General features: G+C 55.4%; 25 protein-coding genes and 1 pseudogene. 14 read left to right on the top strand and 12 right to left on the bottom strand.

Going from position 1 to position 26,982, the window contains the following annotated elements; genetic code table 11:
* Positions 1-7 precede the first annotated feature (7 nt).
* From ACXUPB_RS09070 to ACXUPB_RS09090, 5 genes are read right to left on the bottom strand one after another with little or no spacing between them, the layout of a single operon-like run.
* Positions 8-2,062, bottom strand: coding sequence for an acetyl/propionyl/methylcrotonyl-CoA carboxylase subunit alpha (locus tag ACXUPB_RS09070; protein WP_336272901.1), 2,055 nt, complete (start codon positions 2,060-2,062; stop codon positions 8-10).
* Positions 2,059-2,883, bottom strand: coding sequence for an enoyl-CoA hydratase/isomerase family protein (locus ACXUPB_RS09075; RefSeq protein ID WP_336272900.1), 825 nt, complete (start codon positions 2,881-2,883; stop codon positions 2,059-2,061). Before ACXUPB_RS09075 ends, ACXUPB_RS09070 begins: the two co-directional genes overlap by 4 nt.
* A 12-nt stretch (positions 2,884-2,895) precedes the next feature.
* Positions 2,896-4,503, bottom strand: a complete 1,608-nt coding sequence (locus tag ACXUPB_RS09080; protein WP_336272899.1) for a carboxyl transferase domain-containing protein — start codon at positions 4,501-4,503, stop codon at positions 2,896-2,898.
* Positions 4,504-4,513: 10 nt separating this feature from the next.
* The gene (locus ACXUPB_RS09085; protein WP_008956737.1) at positions 4,514-5,683 is read right to left on the bottom strand and encodes an isovaleryl-CoA dehydrogenase; all 1,170 of its coding nucleotides are present in this window, start codon (positions 5,681-5,683) and stop codon (positions 4,514-4,516) included.
* A gap of 59 nt (positions 5,684-5,742) precedes the next feature.
* Positions 5,743-6,210, bottom strand: a complete 468-nt coding sequence (locus tag ACXUPB_RS09090) for a MerR family transcriptional regulator (protein ID WP_335597063.1) — start codon at positions 6,208-6,210, stop codon at positions 5,743-5,745.
* A 336-nt stretch (positions 6,211-6,546) separates the two neighbouring features.
* Between ACXUPB_RS09090 and ACXUPB_RS09095 the strand changes: the two genes are divergently transcribed.
* The 9 genes from ACXUPB_RS09095 (at position 6,547) to ACXUPB_RS09135 (ending at position 15,805) form a co-directional block, all read left to right on the top strand.
* Positions 6,547-7,338, top strand: coding sequence for an ABC transporter ATP-binding protein (locus ACXUPB_RS09095; RefSeq protein WP_295708969.1), 792 nt, complete (start codon positions 6,547-6,549; stop codon positions 7,336-7,338).
* Positions 7,335-8,078 (top strand): ABC transporter ATP-binding protein, encoded by a 744-nt coding sequence (locus tag ACXUPB_RS09100; RefSeq protein WP_035566056.1) that lies wholly within the window; start codon positions 7,335-7,337, stop codon positions 8,076-8,078. The genes ACXUPB_RS09095 and ACXUPB_RS09100 overlap by 4 nt, the downstream gene beginning before the upstream one ends.
* Positions 8,079-8,245: 167 nt before the next feature.
* Positions 8,246-9,469, top strand: coding sequence for an ABC transporter substrate-binding protein (locus ACXUPB_RS09105; protein WP_179914883.1), 1,224 nt, complete (start codon positions 8,246-8,248; stop codon positions 9,467-9,469).
* Between the two features lie 100 nt (positions 9,470-9,569).
* Positions 9,570-10,457, top strand: coding sequence for a branched-chain amino acid ABC transporter permease (locus ACXUPB_RS09110; RefSeq protein ID WP_179914884.1), 888 nt, complete (start codon positions 9,570-9,572; stop codon positions 10,455-10,457).
* Between the two features lie 5 nt (positions 10,458-10,462).
* Positions 10,463-11,455: a branched-chain amino acid ABC transporter permease gene (locus ACXUPB_RS09115; RefSeq protein ID WP_472956717.1), complete on the top strand. Its 993-nt coding sequence runs from the start codon at positions 10,463-10,465 to the stop codon at positions 11,453-11,455.
* A 238-nt stretch (positions 11,456-11,693) separates the two neighbouring features.
* On the top strand, positions 11,694-12,848 hold the full coding sequence (locus tag ACXUPB_RS09120; protein ID WP_472956339.1) for an acyl-CoA dehydrogenase family protein: 1,155 nt from the start codon (positions 11,694-11,696) through the stop codon (positions 12,846-12,848).
* A gap of 17 nt (positions 12,849-12,865) precedes the next feature.
* Complete coding sequence (locus ACXUPB_RS09125) at positions 12,866-13,981, top strand: enoyl-CoA hydratase/isomerase family protein (RefSeq protein WP_472956340.1); 1,116 nt, start codon at positions 12,866-12,868, stop codon at positions 13,979-13,981.
* A gap of 32 nt (positions 13,982-14,013) precedes the next feature.
* A complete protein-coding gene (gene mmsB / locus ACXUPB_RS09130; RefSeq protein WP_472956719.1) occupies positions 14,014-14,925 on the top strand; it encodes a 3-hydroxyisobutyrate dehydrogenase in 912 nt (303 codons plus the stop codon).
* A gap of 253 nt (positions 14,926-15,178) precedes the next feature.
* Entirely contained in the window at positions 15,179-15,805 is a 627-nt protein-coding gene (locus ACXUPB_RS09135) for a glutathione S-transferase family protein (RefSeq protein WP_472956342.1), read from the top strand.
* Positions 15,806-15,915: 110 nt separating this feature from the next.
* Here the strand turns inward: ACXUPB_RS09135 and ACXUPB_RS09140 are convergent, their stop codons facing one another.
* On the bottom strand, positions 15,916-16,836 hold the full coding sequence (locus tag ACXUPB_RS09140) for a ketopantoate reductase family protein (RefSeq protein WP_472956721.1): 921 nt from the start codon (positions 16,834-16,836) through the stop codon (positions 15,916-15,918).
* Between the two features lie 287 nt (positions 16,837-17,123).
* On the opposite strand from ACXUPB_RS09140, the pseudogene ACXUPB_RS09145 reads away from it, so the two are divergent.
* From ACXUPB_RS09145 to ACXUPB_RS09155, 3 genes and pseudogenes are all read left to right on the top strand, one after another.
* A pseudogene (locus ACXUPB_RS09145) lies at positions 17,124-17,479 on the top strand (transposase).
* Positions 17,480-17,536: 57 nt separating this feature from the next.
* Entirely contained in the window at positions 17,537-17,875 is a 339-nt protein-coding gene (locus tag ACXUPB_RS09150) for a hypothetical protein (protein WP_472956343.1), read from the top strand.
* Positions 17,856-18,542, top strand: a complete 687-nt coding sequence (locus ACXUPB_RS09155) for a transposase (protein ID WP_472956345.1) — start codon at positions 17,856-17,858, stop codon at positions 18,540-18,542. The genes ACXUPB_RS09150 and ACXUPB_RS09155 overlap by 20 nt, the downstream gene beginning before the upstream one ends.
* A 435-nt stretch (positions 18,543-18,977) precedes the next feature.
* Here ACXUPB_RS09155 and ACXUPB_RS09160 read toward each other — a convergent pair whose 3' ends face one another.
* From ACXUPB_RS09160 to ACXUPB_RS09180, 5 genes are all read right to left on the bottom strand, one after another.
* Complete coding sequence (locus ACXUPB_RS09160) at positions 18,978-21,695, bottom strand: HAD-IC family P-type ATPase (protein WP_472956346.1); 2,718 nt, start codon at positions 21,693-21,695, stop codon at positions 18,978-18,980.
* Positions 21,685-22,332, bottom strand: coding sequence for an amino acid kinase family protein (locus ACXUPB_RS09165; protein WP_472956348.1), 648 nt, complete (start codon positions 22,330-22,332; stop codon positions 21,685-21,687). The genes ACXUPB_RS09160 and ACXUPB_RS09165 overlap by 11 nt, the downstream gene beginning before the upstream one ends.
* A gap of 650 nt (positions 22,333-22,982) precedes the next feature.
* Positions 22,983-23,285 (bottom strand): hypothetical protein, encoded by a 303-nt coding sequence (locus ACXUPB_RS09170; protein ID WP_179914892.1) that lies wholly within the window; start codon positions 23,283-23,285, stop codon positions 22,983-22,985.
* Positions 23,278-23,403, bottom strand: a complete 126-nt coding sequence (locus tag ACXUPB_RS09175) for a hypothetical protein (protein WP_281372494.1) — start codon at positions 23,401-23,403, stop codon at positions 23,278-23,280. Before ACXUPB_RS09175 ends, ACXUPB_RS09170 begins: the two co-directional genes overlap by 8 nt.
* On the bottom strand, positions 23,400-23,915 hold the full coding sequence (locus ACXUPB_RS09180; RefSeq protein ID WP_472956351.1) for a tyrosine-type recombinase/integrase: 516 nt from the start codon (positions 23,913-23,915) through the stop codon (positions 23,400-23,402). The genes ACXUPB_RS09175 and ACXUPB_RS09180 overlap by 4 nt, the downstream gene beginning before the upstream one ends.
* A gap of 286 nt (positions 23,916-24,201) precedes the next feature.
* Between ACXUPB_RS09180 and ACXUPB_RS09185 the strand changes: the two genes are divergently transcribed.
* Positions 24,202-24,840 carry a hypothetical protein gene (locus ACXUPB_RS09185; RefSeq protein ID WP_472956352.1) on the top strand — a complete coding sequence of 213 codons (639 nt, stop codon included), beginning with the start codon at positions 24,202-24,204 and terminating at the stop codon, positions 24,838-24,840.
* A 189-nt stretch (positions 24,841-25,029) separates the two neighbouring features.
* Here ACXUPB_RS09185 and ACXUPB_RS09190 read toward each other — a convergent pair whose 3' ends face one another.
* Entirely contained in the window at positions 25,030-25,908 is an 879-nt protein-coding gene (locus tag ACXUPB_RS09190; protein WP_472956353.1) for a LysR family transcriptional regulator, read from the bottom strand.
* A gap of 100 nt (positions 25,909-26,008) precedes the next feature.
* Here ACXUPB_RS09190 and ACXUPB_RS09195 point away from each other — a divergent pair, with 100 nt between their 5' ends.
* Positions 26,009-26,965: a permease gene (locus tag ACXUPB_RS09195; RefSeq protein ID WP_179914897.1), complete on the top strand. Its 957-nt coding sequence runs from the start codon at positions 26,009-26,011 to the stop codon at positions 26,963-26,965.
* Positions 26,966-26,982: the final 17 nt, after the last annotated feature.

Here is a 26,982-nt window from a genome sequence, read left to right on the forward strand (position 1 = left end):
AGGACTCCTATTCGTTGGCCGCAAAATCGAGTAAAATGGCGCCCTGGCTAACCGTGTCACCCGCCTGAAAGTGGAAGGTCTCCACGCTGCCATCGGCGGGGGCGGTCATGGTGTGCTCCATTTTCATCGCTTCCATGACCATCAGCGGCATGCCTTTCTCAACCGCCACACCGGGCTCCACGAGTAGGGCGACTACCGTGCCGTTCATCGGTGCCGTGAGCGTGGATTCCGCCTCATGGTGACCGTGGTCAATGGCATCGATGCGCCGCCAGAACAGGCGCGTTTCACCGCTTGGATCAGCCATGACCACCACATGACCATCGCGGCGGGCCTGCAGCCGACGGCGGTGGCCGTTCAGGGTGACGGCGACCGCATCGCCGGTCAGCGGCTGTAGGCTCGCGGTGAGGGTCTCATTGCCGATAGTCAGGTTCCACAGCGCCTCGCCAGCGTTGCGTTTACCTTCGACAATCACGACTGTTTCATCACTGTCAGCGGCCTTTACATCTGATGGGTCACACAGAGCAATGCGAATGGTATGGGGTGCATTCAGGCGGAAGCCATCGTGGCGATCCCAGGGGGAGTCACTTTCGCACTCCTGGGCGAGTTGGTTCAGGCCAATCAGCGCGGCGCTGGCGTAGGCCTCCATGCCATAGGTGCGCGGTGCGAACAGGGTGGCTTCGTTACGCTCAATAAAGCGCGTATTCAGTTCGACATTTTTAAAGCCAGGGTGAGTCGCCAGGCGCATTAAGAAGGCGCGGTTGGTGACGACCCCCTGTACGTCCAGCGCTGCCAGAGCGCGGTTTAGGGTCGCCAGTGCCGCATCGCGGTCAGCCCCATGCACGATCAGCTTGGCGAGCATGGGGTCGTAGTGCATTGACACCGCATCGCCGCTCTCTACACCGCTATCCAAACGTACTTGGTCGCCGCTTAGACCAGCACCTTCTAAATCCAGCGCGAAACGGTTGAGCAGGCCGGTAGCGGGCAGGAAATCCTGATCCGGGTCTTCGGCGTAGATACGCGCTTCAAAGCTATGGCCGGTAATCGTCAGCTCATCTTGAGAGCAGGGCAGTGGTTCACCCATGGCGACGCGCAACTGCCACTCGACCAAATCCTGGCCGGTGATCATCTCAGTGACGGGGTGTTCGACCTGGAGGCGAGTGTTCATCTCCATAAAGTAGAACGAGCCATCCGCATCTAGCAGAAACTCGACGGTGCCTGCGCCCACGTAGCCGATCTCCTGAGCGGCGCGTACGGCGGCATCGCCCATGGCGCTGCGCAGCTCCGCTGTCATGCCGGGGGCGGGGGCTTCTTCGATCACTTTTTGATGGCGGCGCTGAACGCTGCAGTCCCGCTCGAATAGATAAACGCCGTTGCCATGACGGTCGCAGAATACCTGGACTTCCACATGGCGTGGCTGCACCAGGTATTTCTCGATCAGCATGCGGTCATCGCCGAAGGCGGCTTTTGACTCACGGCGGCAGCCATCTAACGCGGCCTGAAAACCATCACCGCTTTCCACAACACGCATCCCTTTACCGCCGCCGCCCGCGCTGGCTTTGAGCATGACGGGGTAGCCGATCTTGTCGGCTTCACTGCGCAGCAGGGCGTCATCCTGGTCGTCGCCGTGGTAGCCGGGCACTAGCGGCACGCCCGCATTGGCCATCCGTGCTTTGGCGGCGGATTTATCACCCATGGCAGCAATGGCTGAAGCCGGCGGGCCAACGAAGGTGATACCCGCTTCTTCAAGGGCTTTGACGAAGGTACCGTTTTCGGAAAGAAAACCGTAGCCGGGATGAATAGCGCCGGTGCCGGTACGCTTGGCAGCTTCGATGACGGCATCGATATTGAGATAACTTTCCCGCGCGGCGGCGGGGCCTAAACGCACGGCCTCGTCAGCTTCGCGTACATGGCGGGCGCTGGCATCGGCATCGGAATATACCGCGACGGTTTTCAGGCCCATGCGGCGGGCAGTGCGCATCACGCGGCAGGCGATTTCGCCGCGGTTGGCGACCAGTAGGGTATCAAAAGGCGTCGTGCGAGCGGCTTTTTCGTGTTTTTTCATGAGCGACGCTCCGAAGCGTGGGGTGTGTTATTAGAATCGGCCCAGACGGGGCGGCGCTTTTCAAAGAAACTGGATAAACCCTCTTGTCCTTCTTGGCTTACCCGCAGCTTGGCGATCACCTGGCAGGTATGCTCGCGGGTCTCGTCACTGTCAGGCGCTTTAGCAACCGCGGCCATCAGCGCTTTGGTGGCGCGCTGGGCCTGGGGCGAGCCGGCCAATAGGGTGGCCAGCAGGGTGTCCACTTCGTCGTCTAGCTTGTCGTGTTCCACCACCAGATGGACTAAACCCAGCGCGAGCGCTATTTCGGCGTCCATTACTTCTGCGGTTAACGCATAGCGGCGCATCTGTCGCTCGCCCAGGGCTCGCTGCACGTAAGGGCTGATGACCGCGGGCGATAGGCCGATTTTGACTTCCGAAAGGCAGAATTTGGCTTTACCCGAGGCGATTACTATGTCGCAGCAGGCGGCCAAGCCCACCGCACCGCCAAAGGCTGCGCCTTGCACGCGGCAGACGGTCGGGCAGGGCAGTGTATCCAGGCCGTGCATCAGGGCTGCCAGCTTGCGGGAATCGGCGACATTATCGTCAAGGTCGTAATCGACCATGCGCTTCATCCAGTTCAGATCGGCACCGGCCGAGAAGCTTTTGCCTTCTGAACCCAGCACTACCGCGCGCACTTCGCCCGCTTCGGCTTGCCTATGCAGTGCTTCAAGGTGTGCGTTTAGCTCGGCAATCAGGCCGTCGTCAAAGGCGTTATGAACCTCGGGGCGGTTTAAGGTCAGACGGGCGACGCCGCCTTCAATGATCAGTGTTGAGTAAGCCATGGTGATTGCCCCTTACATCCGGAACACGCCGAAGCGCGTCTCTTCGATTTCTGCATTCATCGCGGCGGCAAGTGACAGGCCGAGCACATCACGGGTTTGCAGTGGATCGATCACGCCGTCGTCCCACAGTCGCGCACTGGCGTAGTAGGGGTGGCCTTGGTGCTCGTACTGCTCGCGAGTGGGCTGCTTGAAGGCTTCCTCTTCCTCTTTGCTCCACTCGCGGCCTTCGCGCTCATGCTGCTCGCGCTTAACCTGCGCCAGTACCCCCGCCGCCTGTTCGCCGCCCATCACTGAAATACGCGCGTTGGGCCACATGAAGAGCAGGTTAGGATCATAAGCTCGCCCACACATACCGTAGTTGCCGGCGCCGAAGCTGCCGCCAATCAGTACGGTGTATTTTGGCACCTTGGCGCAGGCCACAGCGGTCACCAGCTTGGCACCGTGCTTGGCAATACCTTCGTGTTCGTACTTGGAGCCGACCATAAAGCCGGTGATGTTTTGCAGGAAGATCAGTGGAATCTTGCGCTGAGCGCAGAGCTCGATAAAGTGCGCGCCTTTCACCGCACTTTCTGAAAACAGCACGCCGTTGTTGGCTACGATGCCTACCGGGTAACCGTGAATATGCGCAAAGCCGGTGACCAAAGTTTCACCGTAGTAGCGCTTGAACTCATCAAAGTCGGAGTCATCGACGATGCGGCCAATTACTTCGCGCACGTCATAGGGCTTTTTAAGATCCGTTCCCACGATGCCATACAGCTCGGCAGGGTCGAGCTTGGGTGGTTTGGGCGCCTGCATGGCCAGTTGGCCGCGCTTTTGCCAGTTCAAGCGGGATACACAAGCGCGGGCAAGCTGCAGCGCATGAGCATCGTTTTCCGCGTAGTGGTCGGCCACACCGCTGACTTTGGCGTGCACATCGGCGCCGCCTAAATCTTCCGCACTAATGCTTTCGCCGGTGGCAGCTTTTACCAAGGGCGGGCCACCCAGGAAAATCGTGCCCTGCTCTTTAACGATGATCGACTCGTCTGCCATGGCGGGCACGTAGGCGCCGCCCGCGGTGCAGGAACCCATCACCACGGCAATTTGCGGAATGCCTTCAGCCGACATGGTCGCCTGGTTATAAAAGATACGCCCGAAGTGGTCGCGATCGGGAAATACTTCGTCCTGGCGGGGTAGGAAGGCGCCGCCTGAATCGACCAAATAGATGCACGGCAGGCGATGTTTACGGGCGATTTCCTGAGCGCGAATATGTTTTTTTACCGTCAGCGGAAAGTAAGTGCCGCCTTTTACCGTGGCGTCGTTAGCAACGATCACGCACTCGACGCCAGAAACCCGACCAATGCCGGTGACCACGCCCGCCGCAGGAATCTCGCTGTCGTAGATCTTGTGCGCCGCCAGGGCGGAAAATTCTAAAAACGGCGAACCTTCATCGATTAGATGATCGATGCGGTCGCGGACAAACAGCTTGCCCCGGTTTTCATGGCGCTCGCGGGCTTTAGCACCGCCACCCTGGGCGACGGCAGCGGTCAGTTCACGCAGTTTGTGAACTTCACCGAGCATTGAGGCTTCGTTGGCTTGGAACACATCGCTGCGCGGGTTGATCTGGCTATTCACAGTGCTCATGGCGCGACCTTTATTTGCTTTCGGTGAAGAGTTCGCGGCCAATCAGCATCCGGCGAATCTCGCTGGTACCCGCGCCGATTTCATACAGCTTGGCGTCGCGCAGCAGGCGCCCGGTGGGGTACTCATTGATATAGCCGTTGCCGCCGAGTAGCTGAATGGAGTCCAGGGCTACCTGAGTGGCCTTTTCGGCACAGTAGAGGATCACCCCAGCGGCGTCTTTACGTGAAGTTTGGCCACGATCACAGGCACCCGCTACGGCATATAGGTAGGCCCGGCAAGCGTTCAGGGTGGTGTACATATCCGCCACTTTGCCCTGCACCAGTTGGAACTCACCAATCGATTGATTGAACTGCTTGCGCTCGTGGATATAGGGCATCACCACATCCATGGCGGCCTGCATAATGCCAATCGGACCTGCGGCCAATACGGTGCGCTCGTAATCCAAACCACTCATGAGTACGCGTACGCCTTTGCCTTCCCCGCCTAGAATGTTTTCAGCGGGAACGGCGCAGTCCTGGAAGACCAGTTCACACGTGTTGGAACCGCGCATGCCCAGCTTGTCGAGCTTCTGGGCGGTAGAGAAACCGGGCATGCCTTTTTCGATAATAAAGGCGGTGATGCCTTTGGAGCCCGCTTCGGGGTCGGTTTTGGCGTATACCACCAGCACATCGGCATCCGGACCGTTGGTGATCCACATTTTGTTGCCGTTAAGGATGTAGTGGTCGCCATTCTGCTTGGCACGCAATTGCATCGAGACCACATCAGAGCCTGCGCCGGGTTCCGACATGGCCAAAGCGCCCACGTGATCGCCGCTGATCAGCTTGGGGAGATACTTGGCTTTCTGTTCGGGGGAGGCGTTGATCTTGATCTGGTTAACGCACAGGTTGGAGTGGGCGCCGTAAGAGAGCGCTACCGATGCACTGGCCCGCGAGATCTCTTCCATGGCGATACAGTGGGCTAGATAGCCCATACCGCTACCGCCATCCTCTTCAGAGACGGTGATGCCCAGCAGGCCCATGTCGCCAAACTTCTTCCATAGGTCGTTAGGGAATTCGTTATTGCGGTCGATTTCGGCAGCGCGTGGAGCAATCTCGCTGGCTGCAAAGGCGTTGACCTGCTCGCGCAGCATGTTCAGTTCGTCGTCGAGGCCGAAGTTGAGTTCTGAGTAGTGTGAAAACATGGTCAATCACCTGTTGTTATCTATTGGTTGGCCGAGCTGGCGGTTTGAGCAGGGCCGAATCAGTGCATAGTGGCGGAAGAAGAGGCAGAGGTTTTGTCGGACAGCCCCGTGCGCTCGTCTTCGTTTTGTTTTTCCTGAGGCTCTTTTTCAAGTAGCTCTTCGAGCGCTTGGCGGCAGCGAATTTCGGCGCTTTCAAGCTCCAGTTGCACCATCGTGATGTCTTTCATTTGCTGATCAAGCGCCGCCCGGCGCTCGGCTATCTTGCTAAGCATCAGGTGCAGCTGCTTCTTACTGCCGCTGCGGGTTTCGTCCCATAGCTCGAATAGTTCGCGAATCTCAGCTAGCGAGAAGCCTAAACGCTTGCCGCGAATGGTGAGCTTTAATCTCACCCGGTCTTTGCTGCTATACACCCGGGTTTGGCCACGGCGCGTGGGGTGAAGCAATTCCTGGTCTTCGTAAAAACGGATGCTGCGGGTGGTCAAGTCAAACTCGCTGGCCAGTTCACTAATCGAGTAGGTTTTGCTCATGGTGACGTTCTCTTAAAAAGACGTTTTTCCTAAAGGTTGTCACCTATGGAACACTGACAATGAGGCTAAAACAAGTTTACGTTAACGTAAAGCGATTGTTGCAGGCAGTTGAAAAGCGTTGAAATGTAGTAAGTCATTGATATGACTGTTTTGAAAGCGCTTGTTAATTCAGAGAAATTCCCGCAATAGACCAAAGTTGTAATTGTATTGCCATAGCGAGAGTTGCTAGTTTGCACATACACCTTACGTTCAGGTAAGGCAGTAGCAAGCAGTTTCACTACTAGCCAATTACCTGTAATAGAGTCAGCACTACAACAATAAGAGGCTTGCCACTCTATGAGTGCAAACGATGTCCTTCAGGGACCTGTCCTCGAAACCCGAGGGCTAACCAAAGAGTTCCGTGGGTTTACCGCTGTGGACGACGTCAATCTCCAGGTACAAGAAGGGCACATCCACGCGCTGATTGGCCCAAACGGCGCGGGCAAGACCACCGTCTTCAATCTGTTGACCAAATTTTTGCCGCCTACCCGTGGCGATATTTTGTATCGCGGCCATTCCATCACCAGTAAAAAATCCAACGAAATCGCCCAGCTAGGCTTGGTGCGTTCCTTTCAGATCTCGGCGGTGTTTGCGCACATGACCGCGCTTGAGAATGTACGGGTGGCGCTGCAGCGCAAGCTGGGCACGTCGTTTCATTTCTGGAAATCTGAAAAATCCCTGGATCACCTCAATGAGCGCGCCCTAGAGCTTCTAGAAGAGGTGGGGCTGCGTGAATACGCCGATACCTTGACGGTAGAAATGCCCTACGGCCGTAAACGAGCGCTGGAGCTCGCCACCACGCTAGCGCTCGACCCCACCATGATGCTGCTCGATGAACCGACCCAAGGCATGGGCGCTGAAGACGTTGATCGCATCGTGGCGCTAATTAAGCGCGTCTCTCAGGGCCGGACAGTGCTGATGGTAGAGCATAACTTAAGCGTTGTTAGCCGCCTGTGTGACCGCATCACGGTATTGGCGCGGGGCGCGGTATTGGCCGAGGGCGATTACGACAGCGTGTCGCGCAACCCGCTGGTGCGTGAAGCCTATATGGGCAGCGATGCCGCTGAGGAAGAGGGAGCCACGGTATGATGACTGCTGAAGCACAAGCACCGATCGAAAACATGCAAAACCTGGAGATGTTGCGGGTTCAGGATCTGCACGCCTTTTATGGCGAATCGCATATCCTGCACGGCGTCAATTTTGATGTGAAGCGAGGCGAGCTGGTGACGCTGCTGGGCCGCAACGGCGCTGGGCGCAGTACCACGCTGAAATCGATCATGAACATGGTAGGGCGACGCACCGGCTCCATCGTGATCAATGGTAATGAAACGCTGACCATGAAGCCACATCACATTCCGCGTCTGGGAGTAGGCTACTGCCCGGAAGAGCGGGGTATCTTCGCCAGTTTGGATGTTCACGAAAATCTTTTATTACCGCCCACGGTGCGTTCCGGCGGTATGAGCCTCGATGAAATTTACGCCATGTTCCCCAACCTTTATGAGCGGCGCAGAAGCCAGGGCACCCGGCTTTCCGGTGGCGAGCAGCAGATGCTGGCCATGGCGCGCATTTTACGCACTGGGGCAAGGATGCTGCTGCTGGATGAAATTACCGAAGGGCTTGCCCCGGTCATCGTGCAGAAATTGGCCGAGGTACTGGTTCAGCTTAAGGAACGCGGCATGACCATCGTCCTCGTAGAGCAGAATTTCCGCTTTGCGGCGCCGCTGGCAGATCGCCACTTCGTGATGGATCACGGTCAGATTGTCGAAGAAATCAGCGCCGCGCAGCTACCATCGCGCCGGGAACATCTCAATTCGATGCTAGGGGTATAACGCACTGATGATTAATCATTAAACGCTCTTTACGCCAAGGGCACGCCGCTCACCAATAATAATAGTAACCATTAATGAGCAGTTCGCACTTCCAAGACAGCTCAACGACAACTCAAAGCGACACCATCATCTCACAACAACAAAGGCCTCCGGGCCAGGAGAAGAACATGACCTTCATCAAAAAAACGCTGGCTGCCAGCATCGCCGTGGCGGCAGCTTCAAGCCTTGCTGTGTCTACCGCTCAGGCGGATATGAGCGACGGCGAAGTGCGCATTGGTTACCTGGCCGATATGTCCGGTACCTACCGTGACCTGGCAGGCCCAGGCGGCCTGACCGCCATGGAAATGGCGGTAGCTGATTTTGGTGGCAGCGTTGACGGGGCGCCTATCGTGATTTCCAGTGCCGATGATCGCAACAGCGCCGACGTAGGCGCCAATACCGTGCGTGGCTGGATCGACCAGGATAACGTCGACATGGTAGGCGGTCTGGTCGCTTCCTCGGTCTCGATCGCCGTTACCAAGGTACTCGAAGAGAATAACGGCCTGGGGATTGTTTCCGGCTCAGCGGCCTCTAGCATTACCAACGAACACTGCACGCCTAACCATATTCACTGGGTGTACGACACCTATCCGCTAGCTAACGGTACCGCCAAAGCAGTCGTAGAGCAGGGCGGCGACAGCTGGTTCATGCTGACCGCTGATTACGCTTTCGGCCATGCGCTTGAAGCCGATGTCACCAAGGTAGTGGAAGAGAGCGGCGGTGAGATTGTCGGTGGCGTGCGTCACCCCTTCCCAACGAGCGACTTCTCCTCTTATATTCTTCAAGCCCAAGGCTCGGGTGCCAAGATCGTGGGCCTGGCCAACGCGGGCGCGGATACCGTTAACGCGATCACCACGGCCAGCCAGTTTGGTTTGACGCAATCCGGCCAGCAGCTCGCGGGTCTATTGATCTTCCTGAATGACGTTCACGCCCTTGGCCTGGAAGCCACGCAGAACCTGCTGCTGACGACCGGTTGGTACTGGGATATGGACGAGCAGTCTCGTGAATGGGCGCAGCGCTACTTCGATGAAGTGGGCCGTATGCCGACCATGGTACAAGCCGGTATCTACTCCAGCACCATGCACTACCTGAAAGCCGTAGAAGCCGCGGGCACCGACGACCCTGAAACCGTGCGTGCGCAGATGGCTGACATGCCCATCGAGGACTTCTTTGCCCGCAACGGCAGCATTCGTGAAGATGGCCGCATGATTCACGATATGTACCTGGCTCAGGTGAAAACGCCTGAAGAGTCCACCGGTGAGTGGGACCTTTACGAAATTCTCAGCACCATTCCCGCCGCAGAAGCCTACCGCCCGCTTTCTGAGAGCCAGTGCAAACTGGTACAGAACTAATCCCAGGCAGCACTTGCGCTAGGAAGTCATCGCAAGAGATGTGCAAAACCGGTTGGCGGCAAGTTGCCGCCAACTGTTTGATGGCGAGGAGAGTCGCGTTATGACGATGATATTCGGCGTGCCATTGGCCGTCTTCATGGGCCAGCTGACGCTAGGTCTTGTGAACGGCGCCTTTTACGCACTGCTTAGCCTGGGCCTGGCGGTCATCTTCGGCCTGTTGAAGATCGTCAACTTCGCCCACGGGGCGCAATATATGCTGGGTGCCTTCGCCGCGCTGCTGGGCTTTCGTTACCTGGGTATTAACTACTGGCTGGCGCTACTGCTGGTTCCCCTCGTGGTGGGTGCCTTCGGTGTGCTGCTGGAGCGCTTTCTGCTGCGCCGAATTGCCCACTTAGACCACCTCTATGGGCTGCTGCTGACCTTTGGTCTGGCGCTGATTTTTGAAGGCACGCTGGTCAACTTCTTCGGGGTTTCAGGCGCGCGTTATGCAACGCCTGAGATACTGCAGGGTGGCTTGAACCTGGGGTTCATGTTCTTGCCCACTTACCGTGCCTGGGTGTTGGTGGCGGCACTGGCGATGTGTCTGTTCACCTGGTTCATGATCGAGCGTACTCGGTTGGGGGCCTACCTGCGGGCGGGCACTGAAAACTCACAGTTGATGCAGGCGTTTGGCGTTAATGTGCCGCTGCTGATAACCCTGACCTATGGCTTTGGCGTGGCCCTGGCTGCGTTTGCCGGGGTGCTTGCCGCGCCGCTGTATCCGGTCTCTCCCACTATGGGTTCCAGCCTTTTGATCGTGGTGTTTGCAGTGGTGGTGATTGGCGGTATGGGCTCGATTCTGGGCGCCATTATTACCGGCCTGGCGATGGGCATCATCGAAGGCCTGACCAAGGTGTACTACCCGGAGGCCTCTAATACGGTGATCTTCTTCGTCATGATCGTCGTGCTCATGTTGCGCCCAGTCGGGCTGTTCGGTAAGGAGGCATAAGCATGATGACAGAATCTCAACCAATGGCGGCACCCTCAGCGGTGATGGAGCGTCAGAAGCGCGCCAAGTTTCGCCGTAATATGTTTTATCTGGCGCTGATCGTAGTGGGGCTGGTAGCACCCTTTCTCGCCTACCCAGTGTTCCTGATGAAAGTGCTCTGTTTTGCGCTATTCGCCTGCGCATTCAACCTGTTGCTTGGCTATGCGGGGTTGTTGTCCTTTGGGCATGCGGCGTTCTTGGCCACCGGCGGCTACGTAACCGGCTATTTGCTGGCGAGCTACCCGGGGCTAACGCCAGAACTAGGCATTATCGCCGGTACCGTGATGGCGACCCTGTTGGGCGTGCTATTTGGGGTGCTCTCCATTCGTCGCCAGGGCATCTATTTTGCCATGGTGACGTTGGCGATCGCCCAGCTGGTGTATTTCATGTTTGTTCAGGCGCCGTTTACCGGCGGTGAAGATGGGCTGCACGGCGTGCCGCGTGGCGAACTGTTTGGCTTTATCAGCCTGACCAGCAACCTCGCGATGTACTACTTTGTATTTGCGATTTTCATCTTCGGCTTTGCGCTGATTCAGCGCACGGTGCACTCACCGTTTGGCCAGGTGTTAAAAGCGATTCGTGAAAACGAGCCCCGCGCAGTATCGCTGGGCTACAACGCCGATGCCTACAAGCTGGTAGCGTTCGTGATCTCTGCCGGTTTGGCCGGGCTGGCCGGTTCAACCAAAACCGTAGTCTTCCAGTTGGCCTCGCTGACCGATGCCCACTGGCATATGTCTGGCGAGGTCATTCTGATGACTCTGCTGGGTGGGGTAGGAACGCTGCTGGGCCCCTTAATGGGCGCGGGCATTGTGGTTAGTCTTCAGCATATCCTCGCGCAATCCCCCTTGGGCAACTGGGTGAGCGTGATTCTGGGCATTATCTTTGTGTTTTGCGTGCTTAGCTTCCGCAGCGGTATTGTCGGCGAGCTGGACAAAATGTACCGGAAAAACTTCAAGTAGCGGTTAGAGGCGGCTTTGCCTCGGGCTTATTGATTCTTCCCATTGGGCGCCGTTTGGCGCCCTTTTTTCGACTCCATTCCCTATACGACGCTCGAGATTCCCTATACCACGCCCGAGCCTCTACACCTAAGGTAGCAAGTGCTTGCAGGTTGCTTGTGATTGGGTAAATGGATAAGTTAACGTTAACGTCAATTATAACGACAACAGCAGTGCGCACGCGCATTCGCGGAGATACGCCATGAATTTTGAACTTAACGAAGATCAGGTCGCCTTTGCCGATATGGCGCGGGCATTTGCCCAAAACGAGCTAGAGCCCCATGCGGCCGAGTGGGATCAAACCTCATTCTTTCCAGTTGATGTGATTCGCAAAGCGGGCGAGCTTGGCTTTTGCTCGCTGTATGCCCCAGAAAGCGTGGGCGGGTTAGGGCTTTCCCGGTTAGACGCCAGCATCATATTCGAACAGCTCTCCATGGGCTGCACCTCGACCACCGCGTATCTGACCATTCATAACATGGTGACCTGGATGCTGGCGGATTTCGGCACGCCGGACGCAGTGGAGCAGTGGGGCGCAAGACTGGCTACGGGTGAACTGTTGGGTTCCTACTGTCTGACCGAGCCTAACTCAGGCTCCGATGCCGCCTCGCTAAAAACCACCGCCAAGCGCGATGGCGATCACTACATGCTGACCGGCAGCAAGATGTTTATTTCCGGCGCGGGTAGTACCGATTTCCTGGTGGTGATGGCGCGCACCGGTGGCGAGGGGGCGAGCGGTGTGTCAGCGTTTGCGGTCGACGCCAAGAGCGAAGGCATCAGCTACGGGCGCAAGGAAGAGAAGATGGGCTGGAACAGCCAGCCCACCCGCATGATTACCTTTGAAGAAGTACGGGTGCCTGCCAATCACCTATTGGGCAACGAAGGCGACGGTTTCAAAATCGCCATGAAGGGCCTTGACGGGGGGCGGATCAATATTGCCACTTGTTCGATCGGCACCGCGCAGCAGGCGATCAACAAAGCGCGGGAATACATGCTCGAACGCAAGCAGTTCGGCAAACGGCTCGCCGAGTTCCAGGCGTTGCAGTTCCGCCTGGCCGATATGGTCACCGAGCTGGTCGCGGCACGGCAATTGGTACGCATGGCCGCCACCAAGCTGGACGCTGGCCACGCCGATGCACCGACCTACTGTGCCATGGCCAAACGCTTTGCGACCGATGTGGGTTTCAAAGTGTGCGATGAAGCGCTGCAAATGTACGGCGGCAATGGCTATATCAAGGAGTACCCCATGGAGCGCTACGTGCGCGATACGCGGGTGCACCGGATTCTCGAAGGCACCAACGAAATCATGCGCCTGATCATCTCCCGTCGGGTATTGGCAGACGGCGCCACTGAGCTGTAAAAGGATAAGGAATGCCCATGAGCAGTGTACTGTTTACCGAACACCCCGCCCAAGACGGCCACGTCATCGCCGAAATAAAGCTGGATGCCGAGCGCTCGCTGAACGCGTTAACGCTCGAAATGTGCGAAGCGATGTTGCCGCGCCTGCGCGAATGGGTCACCGACGAGCGTGTGGTGGCGATCCTGCTGGATAGCGCTGGTGAGAAAGCGTTCTGTGCCGGTGGTGATGTCGTCAACCTGTATAAAACGATTACCGGAGAAGGCGACCCCAGCTTTCCCGAACGCTTTTTCGAAACCGAGTACCGGCTCGACTATCTGCTGCACACCTACCCCAAGCCGGTGATCTGCTGGGGGAGCGGTATTGTGATGGGCGGCGGCATGGGGCTGTTGAGTGCCAGTAGCCACCGCGTGGTGACCGAAACTTCGCGCCTGGCCATGCCGGAAGTCACTATCGGCCTTTACCCGGATGTGGGCGCCAGCTGGTTCTTGAACCGCCTGCCCAGCGGCACTGGCCGCTTTTTAGCCATGACCGGCTGTCAGGTCAGTGCGCCGGATGCCGTACACCTCGGCCTGGCCGATCGCTGTATTGCCAGCCACCACCGGGATGCATTGCTGCAGCAACTGATCGATGCGCGCTGGGGTAAAGGTGCCGACACCGATGCCCATGGTGTGGTCAACCGCATTATGCGCGAGCTAGAGCAAACATCGCAGCCGGTGTTTGCCGAGCTGGAAGCTCCCGTTTATCAGCACGCCACGCTGATACGAGAATTGATGGATCACGACAGTGTCGAGCAGATCGTTGCCGCCATTGCCGCGGTAAAAAGCGACAACAAGTGGTTCAACAAAGCGCAGAAAACGCTGGCCCACGGCAGCCCGGTGTCCATCAAACTGGTTGATGAACAGCTGAAGCGCGCCAAACACATGTCGCTGGCGGAAGTGTTCCAGTTTGAGATGGCGCTTTCGGTGCAGTGCTGCCGCCACCGCGAATTTCCCGAGGGCGTGCGTGCGCTACTGGTCGATAAAGATGGCCAGCCCGCGTGGACATACCCGGACGTCGCTTCGGTCGAGCAGGGCTTTATCGATGAGCTATTAGCCTCGCCGTGGGAGACCAACCCGCTCGCCGATCTAAAATAAATAGCAGCACTAACGTCACTCTTCATCAACGAATAATAAGGACAATACGCATGACTACCGTCGCGTTTATCGGTTTAGGCAATATGGGTGGCCCAATGGCCGCTAACCTATCGAAAGCAGGATTTAACGTTCGCGCTTTTGACCTTTCTGAAGGCGCACTGGAGGCCGCCAAAGCCAACGGCTGCGAAGTCGCGTTTTCAGCCCAAGAAGCCGCCACCGGAGCGGATTTCGTCATCTCCATGCTGCCCGCAGGCAAGCACGTGCGCGACCTGTATGTTGGGGGCGATGCGCCGCTGTTCGAGGTGATCAAGCAGAGCGCGCTGGTGATCGACTGCTCCACCATCGACGCCGACACCGCCCGCAGCGTGGCCGCTGAAGGCGAGAAGTTGGGCATTGGCTTTGTCGATGCGCCGGTATCCGGCGGGGTAGGCGGCGCGCAAGCGGGCACGCTGACCTTTATCGTGGGTGGCTCGGAGGCTCAGTTCGAACAGGCCAAATTGGTGCTGGACGTGATGGGCAAAAACATCTTCCACGCCGGAGACCATGGCGCAGGGCAGGTGGCCAAAGTGTGCAACAACATGCTGCTCTCTATCCTGATGGCGGGCACCTGTGAAGCGATCAATATGGGCGTCAAAAACGGCCTGGATCCCGCGGTGCTTTCAGAAATCATGAAGCAGAGCTCCGGCGGCAACTGGGCGCTCAACGTTTACAACCCCTACCCAGGCGTCATGGAAAACGCACCGGCCTCCAAAAACTACCAGGGTGGCTTCCAGGTCGACCTAATGATCAAAGACTTAGGCCTCGCCATGGATGTCAGTCAGCAAAGCGCCTCCGCAGTCCCCATGGGCTCCGCCGCCCGCTCACTGTTCACCCTGCATAAAGCCAAAGGCAACGGTAAACTCGACTTCTCAAGCCTGATGCAGTTCTATCGGGATAAAGAGTGAGGGTAAGGCGGGAGGTGTGAATGGTAAATGGTGAGGAGTGAATCGTGAGGTATGAATCGTAAGTGGTGAGGAGCGGGGTTTTGCAGCGCGTGGTAACGAGTTTTGCGAGGAACGAGCAACACGCGGCACCCGTATGGACGGCCCCGCGCGAATGGGCGGCGAAGCCGCCCCAGCTATCCCACCAAAGCCACAGCTTGTCTCCGGCCTCAAGGGCGGGCAAACTTAAAGAAACTGCTCATATACAAGGACTACCATGATCACGCTTTGGGGCCGCAACAACTCCACCAACGTCAAAAAAGTGCGCTGGGTGCTAGAAGAGCTGGAACTACCGTTCGAACAGATCCAGGCGGGGCTTGAGCACGGGATTAACAATACGCCGGAATACTTGGCCATGAACCCCACCGGGCTAGTGCCGCTACTCAAAGATGACGCCACCAACAGCGTGCTGTGGGAATCCAATACGATTATTCGCTACCTTGCCGCGCAGTACGGGCAAAGCAAGCTATGGATCGAAGCCCCCGCCGAACGGGCGCAGGCAGAAAAGTGGATGGATTGGTCGAACAGCACCCTGTCACCCAGACACCGCACGATCCTGATGGGCTATGTCAGAACCCCACTCGAAAAACGCGATAATGCTGCCCTTGAAGCGGGTATGCAGGCGTGTGAAGAGCTGTTTGAATTAATGGATAACGTGCTGGCCAAGCAAGCGTTCTTCTCGGGCAATGTGTTTGGCCTGGGCGATATTGCCGTTGCACCGTTTATCTACAACTTATGGCATATCGGCCTAACCTGGCAGCCGCGTCCCAATTTAGAGCGCTGGTACCAACAAATCGCCGAACGCCCCGCCTACCAAAAAGTGGTAGTGATTCCTGTTACGTGATGCTTAAATCTAAATGAGGTAAGCATACTTGTAGCGCGAAGTAACGATTAGCGAGCGCAGCGAGAAACGAGGCACCCGCGGGAGAGCAGCAAAGCTGCCCCAGGTAATGCCTAAAAGCTCGCCTCAACCTCCGCCAACTCATTATCCAGCCCCTGCAAGACCTCGCACGCCAACCCATGGCGCTGGGCACTCTCAATCAACGGCCCCAATATCGCCCCGCGCTCGGTGGGGCGTTTGGCTTCCACGTCCTGCAACATCGACGCCTTATTGTTCGCGGTGTTTTCCACCACCTGCCACACCAACGCCAACCAGGCATCTTCACCATTGCCATCATTGGGCGGCGCAATGCCCTCGGCTAACATAATCGCCGCGACTTCTTTTACCACCGCCACCACACGGCCCACATAAGCTTCCCCGCGCAACTCGCCGTTACGCACACCATTCAGCGCCACCAGTGGGTTAATCGCCGCGTTCACTGCCAGCTTCTGCCACAAACGTTGGCGAATATCACCCACCTTTGTGGCGGCAAGCCCTGCCTGGGTTAATGTGTGCGCCAGTTCTTCTGCCAGCGCACCGTGCTGGTTATGCAAATCACCCACAAAGGTATGCCCACGCCCCGCATGCACCACGCCATCATCACCGGTTAGATAAGCACCTTCAGTTGTTGTCGCGCAAAGCACCGGCCCTGGCCATGCCTGTGTGATAAGCGGCTGGGCCAAAAAACCGTTTTGCCACAGCACCAGGGGGGTAGCAGGGGAAATGCAGTCAGTAATGCCAGCCAACGCCGACTCAGCCACCATTGCTTTGGTAGTGATATGCACAAAAGCGGGCGGTTTAGGCGTGTTTGATTCCAGTTGAGCTATCGTCAACGAGTGTAATGGCAGCACGTGCTGCTCGCCTTCCGGTGTGGTCAGCATCTGGCGCGCAGGCAGCGCACGACGACCGAGTAGCGTAGTGGCCGCTATGGGTGAAAGCGAATGGGCCAGCAGGCGGCCAATGGCACCAGGGCCGAGTATCCAGTGGATAGGCATTATCAAAAACATCAGTAGCATGAGTGCCGCCAAGCTTACCGCGTTTGGTCTAGGGGGGCGAAGGTGAAAAAAGCACGAGCAAAGGGGACTAATGGCTAGCGACGATGGTAAACAATGTCTGATAGGTTTGAGGCTAAGTTAATTTTGTGGATGAAGTGTTCAATGCGTGATGGCGTGTTATGTATGATGTTGTCATGAGACATTATTTGATGGCTGCTTTCGGCCGAGGCTGTGTGAAAACGTAGCTGTCGCTATACTCTACCCATGACTGATCGTGGGAGGTACCGATGAAACGTTTCGTCGCAGGTGAATCCCGATCCCAAACAACGTTGTTTCCTGAGCTTCTGGATGATTTCGTTACTGAAGATAACCCAGTTAGGGCTATTGAGGCTTTCGTGAACGCCCTCGACCTCAAGCAGCTGGGGTTCAAAGGTGTTGATCCCCATGCCACAGGCCGGCCCGCCTATCACCCCGCTGTACTTCTAAAATCTATCTCTACGGCTACCTCAACCGCGTGCAATCCAGCCGCCGTTTGGAACGTGAGGCGCAGCGTAATGTTGAACTCATGTGGCTAATGGAGCGCCTCGCCCCGGACTTCAAAACGATTGCCGATTTCCGCAAGCACAATGGCAAGGCGATCTAAGCCACCTGCCGAGACTTTGTCTTGATATGTCGGCGTCTGGGGCTCTTTTCACAATCAGTGAGGGCCATTGACGGCAGCAAATTTAAGGCCGTCAACAATCGAGACCGCAACTTTACCTTGGCCAAGATGAAGCGGCGAGCAGAAGTAATCGACAAAAGTATTGAGCGCTATTTACGCCAGCTCGACGCAATGGATCAAGGCTCCGCTGTTGTCACAGAAGCACAGACGACACGGTTGAAGGAAAAAATCACCTCTCTCACAGAAGAAGTTCAGCAACTGCAATCCATTGAAATTCAAAGAACCGAGACACCTGATCAGCAAGTCTCTTTGACAGACCCTGACGCTCGCTCTATGAACGCGAATTGTGGGCTACAACGTGCAGACGGCTATCGATAGCCAGCATCATCTGATTGTCGCCCATGAAGTCACTAATGTCGGCAGTGACCGGCGTCAGCTTTACCGGATGGCCAAGGAAGCACGCAATGCTAGCGGCGTTAGTGATCTCCACGTCGTAGCTGATCACGGTTATTTTACAGGTAATGAAATTCTTGCGTGTCACGAGGCCGGTATTACGACGTATCTCCCTAAACCCCAAACCTCGCCGAACCAGGCCAAAGGTATGTTTCCCAGGGAAGCGTTCCGGTATGTGCCTGAACGTAATGAGTATCGCTGTCCCGCGAGAGAGCGGCTAATTTGGCGCTTCAAGAACGTCGAAAAAGGCCAGACGCTACCTTGCTATTGGAGTTCGGCCTGTCCAGATTTCTTAATGAAATCGCAATGTACTACAGGTACCTACCGGCGCATCAAACGCTGGGAACACGAAGAGGTTCTGGAGGCGGTAACAGCACGTCTTGATCAGGCGCCGGATATAATGCGCATCCGTCGTCAAACGGTTGAGCATCCCTTTGGCACGTTAAAAGCGTGGATGGGAGCGACTCACTTTTTAACCAAAGGGCTTAAGAACGTCAGCATGGAAATGAGCCTTCATGTGCTTGCTTACAACATGAAACGCGTCATGAATCTCCTTGGCACCACGGGTTTGATCCAGGCGGTGCGAGCATAGGGTAGCTAACCCTGGCTCTACCGCCCTTACTAGAAGTCGGTGATACTCTACAGAAGGTATTTTTTAGGCTTTATCTCGAACATCTTCAGATGTGGAAATAATAAAGGAAGGCACTCTGAAGCGTATTGCTAGCCGATAGTAGTGCCAATACGGCTGAACGCTGTAATCGCCAACTGGTTTTAGGTTTTCACACAGCCTCGGCCGGGAGGAATCTTATGCCATATTAATAACAGGGCACATGACTACCCAAAACGGAAAAGCTGGTAAATGCAGCCTCGCGCGTGCCAATTCTAGCGTGCCATCGCTGTTGAAGGGAGGCAGGAATTAAGTGGGACTTTGAATCTTCGAAACAGGCTCTAAGCCTAATAAAAATTAACACTGTAACTCTAATCTTCATATTACTGTTACATGTGCTTTTGTTGGCGCTTTCTCATGCTAGTTTGACCTGGCCGACCACAGGCGTCTGCGAATCCAGGTTTCGATTTCCAGTATCACCAGTACCGCCACTCCTGCTAGACAGGCTAAAACCAGCATTTCCAGGGATAGGGCGCTAGTTTCAAAAGTGTTATGGAACCAAGGCAGATAAGTAAACAGAAGTTGCAGAGCTACGATTGTCGCCACTGCAAGTAACACAATCGGAGTGCCCAGAACACCACGAAGCGTTATAGACGGTGTGTCGAGATAGCGCACAGCGAACAGATAAAACACCTCCATGGCCACTAAAGTATTTACGGCCAGAGTGCGAGCTATGCTTTGGTCGTCATAGTGGTGCATTGCCCAGAACCAGGCCCCGAAGATGCCTGTTAGAAACAGCAGTGACACAAAAAACACCCGCCAGACCAAAAATCCCTGCAGTAATGACTGTTCTCTCGGCAGGGGGGGGCGTTTCATAACATCCGGTTCTGGTGGTTCAAAAGCCAGGGTTATTGCCAACACAACAGCGCTGACCATGTTGACCCAGAGAATCTGCAGCGGTGAAATCGGTAACGCAAGACCTAGCAATAAAGCGGTGATAAGACTGATGGACTCACCGCCATTAATTGGCAGCAGGAACGCTATGCCCTTTTTCAGATTAGAGTAAACCGTACGCCCCTCGCGGACGGCCGCAACTATGCTGGCAAAATTATCGTCCAGCAACACAACGGATGAGGCCTCCCGCGCCGCCTCTGACCCCTTTACACCCATGGCAATTCCCACATCGGCCCGCTTCAGGGCCGGCGCATCATTGACACCGTCTCCAGTCATGGCGACAACCCCATGCTGTGCCTGCAGGGCTTCCACCAGTCTCAGTTTATGCTCCGGGCTGGTGCGTGCGAACACATCTACTTCAGTCGCTAGTTGTTGTAACTCCTCATTGGTGAGGCTATCCAAGTCCTTTCCAGTCAAAACCCGCTCGCTGTTTCGCAGCCCCAGTTTCCGAGCAATGGCCCCTGCCGTCAGAGCATGGTCCCCGGTAATCATCTTTACCTGGATACCCGCCGTATGGCAGTCGGAGATAGCGCGGATTGCTTCTTGCCGGGGTGGGTCCAGCAACCCCACTAAGCCCAGCAGTTCTACGCCAGTGCCAAGATCCTCCACAGCGAGATCGGCCGTAGCCCTTGAAACCGGTTTCCGGGCCAAGGCCAGTACCCTTAAACCATCCGATGCCAGATCGGTAATTATCTGATCCCACCAATAACGCTCCAGGGCAGAGGTACCGCCGTTTTCTGTCACCTCCGCCTCGCACATATCCAGGATGCGCTCTGGAGCACCCTTGATGTACACCATGCTGTGGCCATGGTGATCATGGTTGAGAGTGGCCATAAAACGGGTCTGGGTGTCAAAGGGGATTTCATCCCTGCGGGGCCAATCGCGGACACCACCTTCAATATCAAACGTTGCCTTGTGAGCAAACACTTTCAGCGCCGCCTCCATAGGGTCGCCCTGAATGCGCGGCTGCTTTTCTCGTAAATCAAGGTGGGCATCGTTGCAAAGTCCAGCTGCCCGGGCCAGCTCCACCAACAACTCAGTGGCATCCACGGGGCGGCTATCCTGGCTTACGGCACCCTCAAGTTCATAACCCTCTCCGGATATGTCCAGGCGCTGTCGGCCCGCCACTGCTGTGGTCACCACCATTTCATTGCGGGTGAGTGTGCCGGTTTTGTCAGAACAAATTACTGATACCGCTCCCAGTGATTCAAGGACAGGCATTCGACGTACCACCGCCTGACGTTTCGCCATCTGGCGCACGCCTATCGCTAGCGTGATGGTTAGTATGGCTGGCAATCCCTCTGGAATGGCGGCCACCGTCAGCCCTACAACGGCCATGAACAGCTCTTGGAAAGACAGGCTACTGAAGACCAGGCCGCCGGCAAATACGGCTGCAGCGGCAATGACTATAATGGCGGACAACATTTTGGCAAAGCGGTCCATCTTTTCTACCAAGGGCGTTTTTAGAGACGTGGTCCTTGCCAACAAACCAGAGATACGACCAATCTCCGTCGCCGCTCCGGTACGAACCACAACCCCACGCCCGGTACCCGTAGATACCATGGTGCCGGAAAATGCCATGCTGTTTTGGTCACCCAACGCTGCTTCTTTATCCACCGGTTCCGGGGATTTCTCTACCGCCACGGATTCACCCGTAAGGATGGCTTCCTCTATCTTCAAGTTATGGCATTTTTCCAGGCGGGTATCCGCCGGTACGCGGTCGCCGGGTTCCAGTAGCACCGTGTCTCCGGGCACCAGGTCAGCGGCGTTAATTTGATGCTGGCCATCCTCACGGACTACACGTGCCTTCGGTGCCAGCATATGTCCAATGGCGGACAGTGCCTGCTCGGCCTTGCCTTCCTGGATAAAGCCCACCAGCGTCTGGATCACCACTACTGCCATGATGACCCCTGCATCCACCCAGTGGCCGAGTGCCCCTGTAATAGCCGCCGCAGCCAACAGAACGTATATCAAGACGTTGCGGAGCTGGCGAGTGAGTCTAGCAAGGGGCCCGCTTGCCTTTCCTTCCGGCAGACGATTAGGGCCATAGACGGCAAGCCGCGCGGCGGCTTCCTCACCACTCAGGGGCGCTGTTGCTTCCAGTAGCTCTCTGGTACCGGAAGCATTCACGGAGTGCCAGTGCTGTTCTGAAGATTGCTGGGTTAAGTTATTTTCAGACAGCATAGGTACCTGCCCGGAGTTCAAGAATTGCGAGTGCATCCCTCAGCCTACCAATGCCACGGAGGACACCACCGCTTTCGGCGAAGTTGACCGCTGCGGCCATTTTAGGACCTATAGAGCCGGCCGGTAGGTCAAGTTCTCGGGCTTCAGCAAGAGTCAGTCCATGGATCGGTTCAGCGGCGTCCATTCCAAAATCGCGATAGATATCATTCACATCTGTTAGGTGTAATAAGGCATCGGCACCCAGTTGCCAGGCCAACAGGGCGCTGGCAGCATCTTTATCGAGAACAGCCGCCAAGGTGTTCACTTGAAATCGCAAGCCGCAAACGGCTTCCGCTTCGAGCAACGCACGCTGAACAGTCGAAAGCCGTTCGGTATAATGGCCGATGAATTCCGCTATTTCCTCTGGGATGGCGTCATACTCAGGCAATAGCTCGCCGGCCGAGCTGTGGTGACTTCCTGCTTTGTGAGTGATGAGGTCACTCACGACATGTGCCAAGAAATTTGGCAGGCCATCAGTTCGCTTGTAGAGTAAACGCACAAAGGATTCCTGGGTCAGGGCAGGCACAAGCCTCGCGATATACTCAGAGGCTTCCTGCTTAGGAAAATGGTTGAATACAACTTTTTTCAGATAGGCCATACAGCCTCAACTCATTGCGCACGGCCCTGAGGGAATGGATGTAGGCAGCGTCCCCTAACAGACGGATGGAGACCAGCCACAGCAGCCAGACGCGCCCCTACGCCGTGCAGTGTGATCCATCAATTCAATGGTCAGGCGTTCACTCAAATACAGATCTTCGTTGAATTTATTCAGATCAATGGTGCCGAATCGCCCACATCCAGGCGTGCCAATAAGGTGCTCATGATCCTGAGGAGGAAACCTGTTATTCATTGCATCCGCCTTTGAAGTTCAGTTCGAAGCGACCTGACCATTAAATTGTAGGCCATCACAAGCGTCCACCCTTGCGCTACATCAATTTTTTCCGAATTTCAGCTATGTCGTGACCGCGACTGAACTATCACAGGGCCGATTCGAAAGGACGGGCGACTTATCTACCCAGTAGAGCTCCAGGGTCAGTACGCTGACAGCTCTCAGAAACTGGTGAGATCGAAGTATCTACAAAAAAACTGGGCTTCCTTGACATTTAGTAAACATTCATAGTGACATCTTCAGTGTTCTTGATGACAGCGGCCTACAGGTGGTCGCGATGGCTTTGCCGTCATATCAGGCAGACCCATTTATCAGAGAGCCGCTGCAGGCTCCCCTGGAGTTGATTGGCGAGCAGGTGGCTATTTTATTCGCTCTATAAGTGGCAAGATCTGATGGTTCTGAGCTTTGGCGTTGGCGTAGTAGATCGCTTGCATGAGCAGATTGTCAGCCTCGTCGGTGGCGATAGAGCTTGGCACCATAATGGTTATGGGGTTGCGCCCACGCTCATCAACTTCAACCTCCACCGTGATGGCCGATTGTTGGCTGTATGGCTGGCGAATAGCGTTGCGTAAATCCTTCAGGCTTCGCAGTGTGGTCAACAACCCAGTGACCACAACAGAATCCGGCGTATAGTCAATGTCAGTAGGCGGCTGATCATCCATCCCTAAGGGGGGCAGCCCCGTTCATCCGGGTGGCCGCTTCACGATATACGGCAATAGCGGTGTCGACGGCTTGGACAAACAACCGGTTATCGTCGGCGTGTAGCGTTACTTGGGTCATGCGTTGCACCTCTTATCAGCTTGGGGTGGTCCGACAGGGTCAGGACTCTGCCCATACATTGATGCATCTAGACCTATTTCGGTAACCCAGGCTTTCACAATACGGGCATATTGGCGCGTTAAAAGTTGCTTTGCGCTATTGATTCGGCTAGGAAACAGGAAGTCTTCGCTTCGGAGCTGAGCCAGCTGTATCCAGTCGATAATAGCGATGCGAGTCTGCTCGGTAATTTCGAACTGGACAGGTCGATGCGTTTTTTGCTGCATCACGATGGCTCGTGGGGATATGCACGCACCATGGGCTATATCCCTGACTCGTAAATTTACAAGGTCGCAGCCCCTTAATTTGCTATCAATGGCTAAATTGAAGAGGGCAAGGTCTCTCGTCTTTTTGGCAAGCTGTAGGCGCACACGTATGGCCCAGATATCTCGAAGGCGCAGAGGCGCCTTCTGCCCAACTAATTTGCCTTTATCCCAAGGTGTAAATGTACAAGAGATTTCAGTCGGAACGTTCATGGCATGATCCTCCATCAGGTGGAGGTCAAAGAACGGCTCAATTCACGCTCGTCATGTGCTAAAATTAATTTATAGTCGGGGCTCGATCCTGAGCAGATATTCCGGGAAATTCAGCAGGTGCACGAATTTTGGATATACTGCCTAATGGAAGTTAATAGACAAAGTAATCATAGACTTGGGAGAATTTGGCAGGCTGTATTTGCCGAGAAAAAGTGCCAGCACGTTCATCCAATCATAGAACGCGCCGTCTAATACGCTGTTAAGGCAATCTTGGAACTAATCGATTGTGCTTGAAATCCTGAAGACAAAATTATATGCGATTGATAGCGAGTGCGAGTCTCTAGCTCGTTCGAAAATAGATGTTTATTATCAGTCTGCTAAATATGATGGAAATCGGTTTGTTATTCCGTCATTTCAAGAGGTCAGTACTGTTTGGTTAAAGCTCATCGCGGATAAGGAAAACCGGTCAAAAGAAGAGCTTTCCAAGGTGTTGAGTCATCCGAACTCAGAAATTGGTTCCAAAGAAATAGCTGCGCTTGATGGTCTGATCTCAGAGCTCTTTGATGACTCGAGATATCTTGATCGACTCAGCAGTTTTTCTGAGGGCATCGGTAGAAAGGCTTCGTCTTACGGAGTTCAATTCGATCCAGGTGTGTATCGGTTCGATTTGCATGACAGTGCTTATAGAGTAGGGGTCAAAAACTCGCTACGAAAGGCCCGTCGAGCACTCACCGCTGAAGCCTCTTTGCATAGCCTGCCGAGAACTCCTGAATCAGTAGAAAAGATAAAGGTATGGCTTTCATTTATACGTGCGAGGCCTTGGCAGTCCCTCGCATTCATACTCGCATTGGTATGTTTTGCTTTACTGTCCAGTGTCGGGTTGCCAGATGTCTTGGGATGGCTCGAAGGACCACCAAAGCCTTAACAATCGGCTGCACAGCGACCGATTTTCCGCCGCTTAGCGGCTCCAAATCGGCGCGTGAGCCGGGCGTTATATCAGATACGACTAAAAGACCGCTTCTGGCCGGATAACGACGGCTTAGCCCAGTCCGTCGTTTCACCATACCAAATTTCCGTCTGCTCGATTATTCCAAACAGTCGTCAAAGAAATAAGTTAATAGCGGCCACCTATTGAGTAACCTTTTGAAGTGAAATGCTGCTGTATTAGTCGCGCCATCTCTACTGACCTAGGTGCATTGCCATCTGCTAGCTGCAATACTAGATGAGAACCTGGCAGGTTAGGTAACCCTAAGCTTTTAGGCACCTGACATACGCCATCTGGCATTGTACTGAACCCTAGCACACCGATACCGAGCCCGGCCTGGACCGCTGCGGCGACGCCAGCGATGCTGTCGCTGGTATAAGCGATGCGCCACTCTCGCCTGATTTTGCTCATTCGATCCAAGGCCCATTGTCGCCACCAACAAGCTTGATCGAAAAGCACTAGGGGCAAGGGCTCACTGACCGGCAACTCAAAATCCTCTGCCATAACCCACCAAGTCGGATCGTAAAGTAGCGCGTCACCGCGTCGCCGTTCATCGTCCGCGACAATGAGTCCGAGATCCAAAGTACCTTTTTCGATGGCCGACTCAAGCCGATCACTGCTGGCACACTGCACGGATAATTCGACCTTGGGTTGGCTGCGTTGAAAGCGGCTCAGTAGCCTGGGAAGTTCGGTGCCGGAGTATTCTTCAGGAATGCCGACTCGCAATGGTCCCGATGACAGTTCGGGAGCCTCGAAGAGGGTAGAGGCATCATAAAGGGCCTCGGCAGTACGCCGAGCGTAGGGTAGGAGACGCTCGCCCGCTGGGGTGGGAATGACTCCACTACGTGCCCGTGCTAATAGCGATGTAGCTGCCGCAGCTTCCAGTTGCTGAATTTGCATGCTCACTGCAGATTGGGTGCGATGCATGCGTTTTGCCGCGTCAGTAAAGCTCCCCGTTTCAACCACAGCGACGAAAGCGACCAGCCACTCACCTCTCATATGTCTCATTATCAGATAACCTGATGCAATGCATAAATAGAATTCGTTTTTCTTATTCTACCTTCAGGATCATCCTATAGCTATACAACGGTTCTAGGGAACATTCTTCATGAACACACGCTTTTCTTTGGTTTGGTGGGCCACGCTTGCACTGCTGGCTCTTGGCTCCTTGTTACCTGAGCCGAGTATCGAATTAGCTCGCTCTGTAATCGTTGAGCTTTTCAAGCTGTTGCCACTGATTTTGTTCGTTGCCCTCATGGCGGGTTGGCTCGCATCAAGCCAACTCGCAGATCGAGTGCGCAATACGTTAGATAGCCGCCCATGGCACGCTATTGTCTTCGCTGGCCTGATTGGTGCAATAACGCCGGTTTGCGGTATTGCAAGTGTTCCTCTGGTTGCCGCCTTGCTGCGTCAGGGTATACCCATGGCGGCGGCTATGGCCTTTTGGCTATCCTCACCGGTCACCGATCCAGGCATGCTGATCCTGACAGCAGGCATTCTCGGATGGCCATTTGCCATCGGAAAATTACTTGCTGCGCTATTGCTTGGCCTGGTTGCAGGGGCGGTTATGCAGGGGCTAAGTTGTTGGAAGCCGCAAACTCACTGGGTTCGAGAAGGTGCGTTGTTGCAAGTCAGCACGAATTCGTGCGATTCGTCAGCACCGTCGCGCTTTATCGATGAGGCAAAAGCAACCTTTTCCATGGTTGTGCGCTGGCTTGCTTTCGCTCTGACCCTTGAAGCCATGGTGCGTGCACATCTAGGAGAGACGGGGTTCTCAATTCTCACCACGGTAGACAGTGCATGGGCTGTGCCTTTAGCGGTAGCGGTAGGTGGGCCGCTTTATATCGAAGGGTATGCAGCTCTGCCACTGTTGCGAGGATTGATTGATATGGGACTGACACCAGGTGCTGCAATGGCCTTCTTGATGTCAGGAGCTACTATCAGTTTGTACTCGGCCATTGCAGTATGGAGTCTTGTTCGTCCGGCGATTTTTGGTCTTTACCTTACTCTTGGAATCGTAGGTGCGCTGATTGCGGGGTGGATGACTGATTTAGTCATGTTATAAAAGGGATTACTGGCGAT

It is taken from the genome of Vreelandella sp. DA03-1M (genome assembly GCF_055725665.1).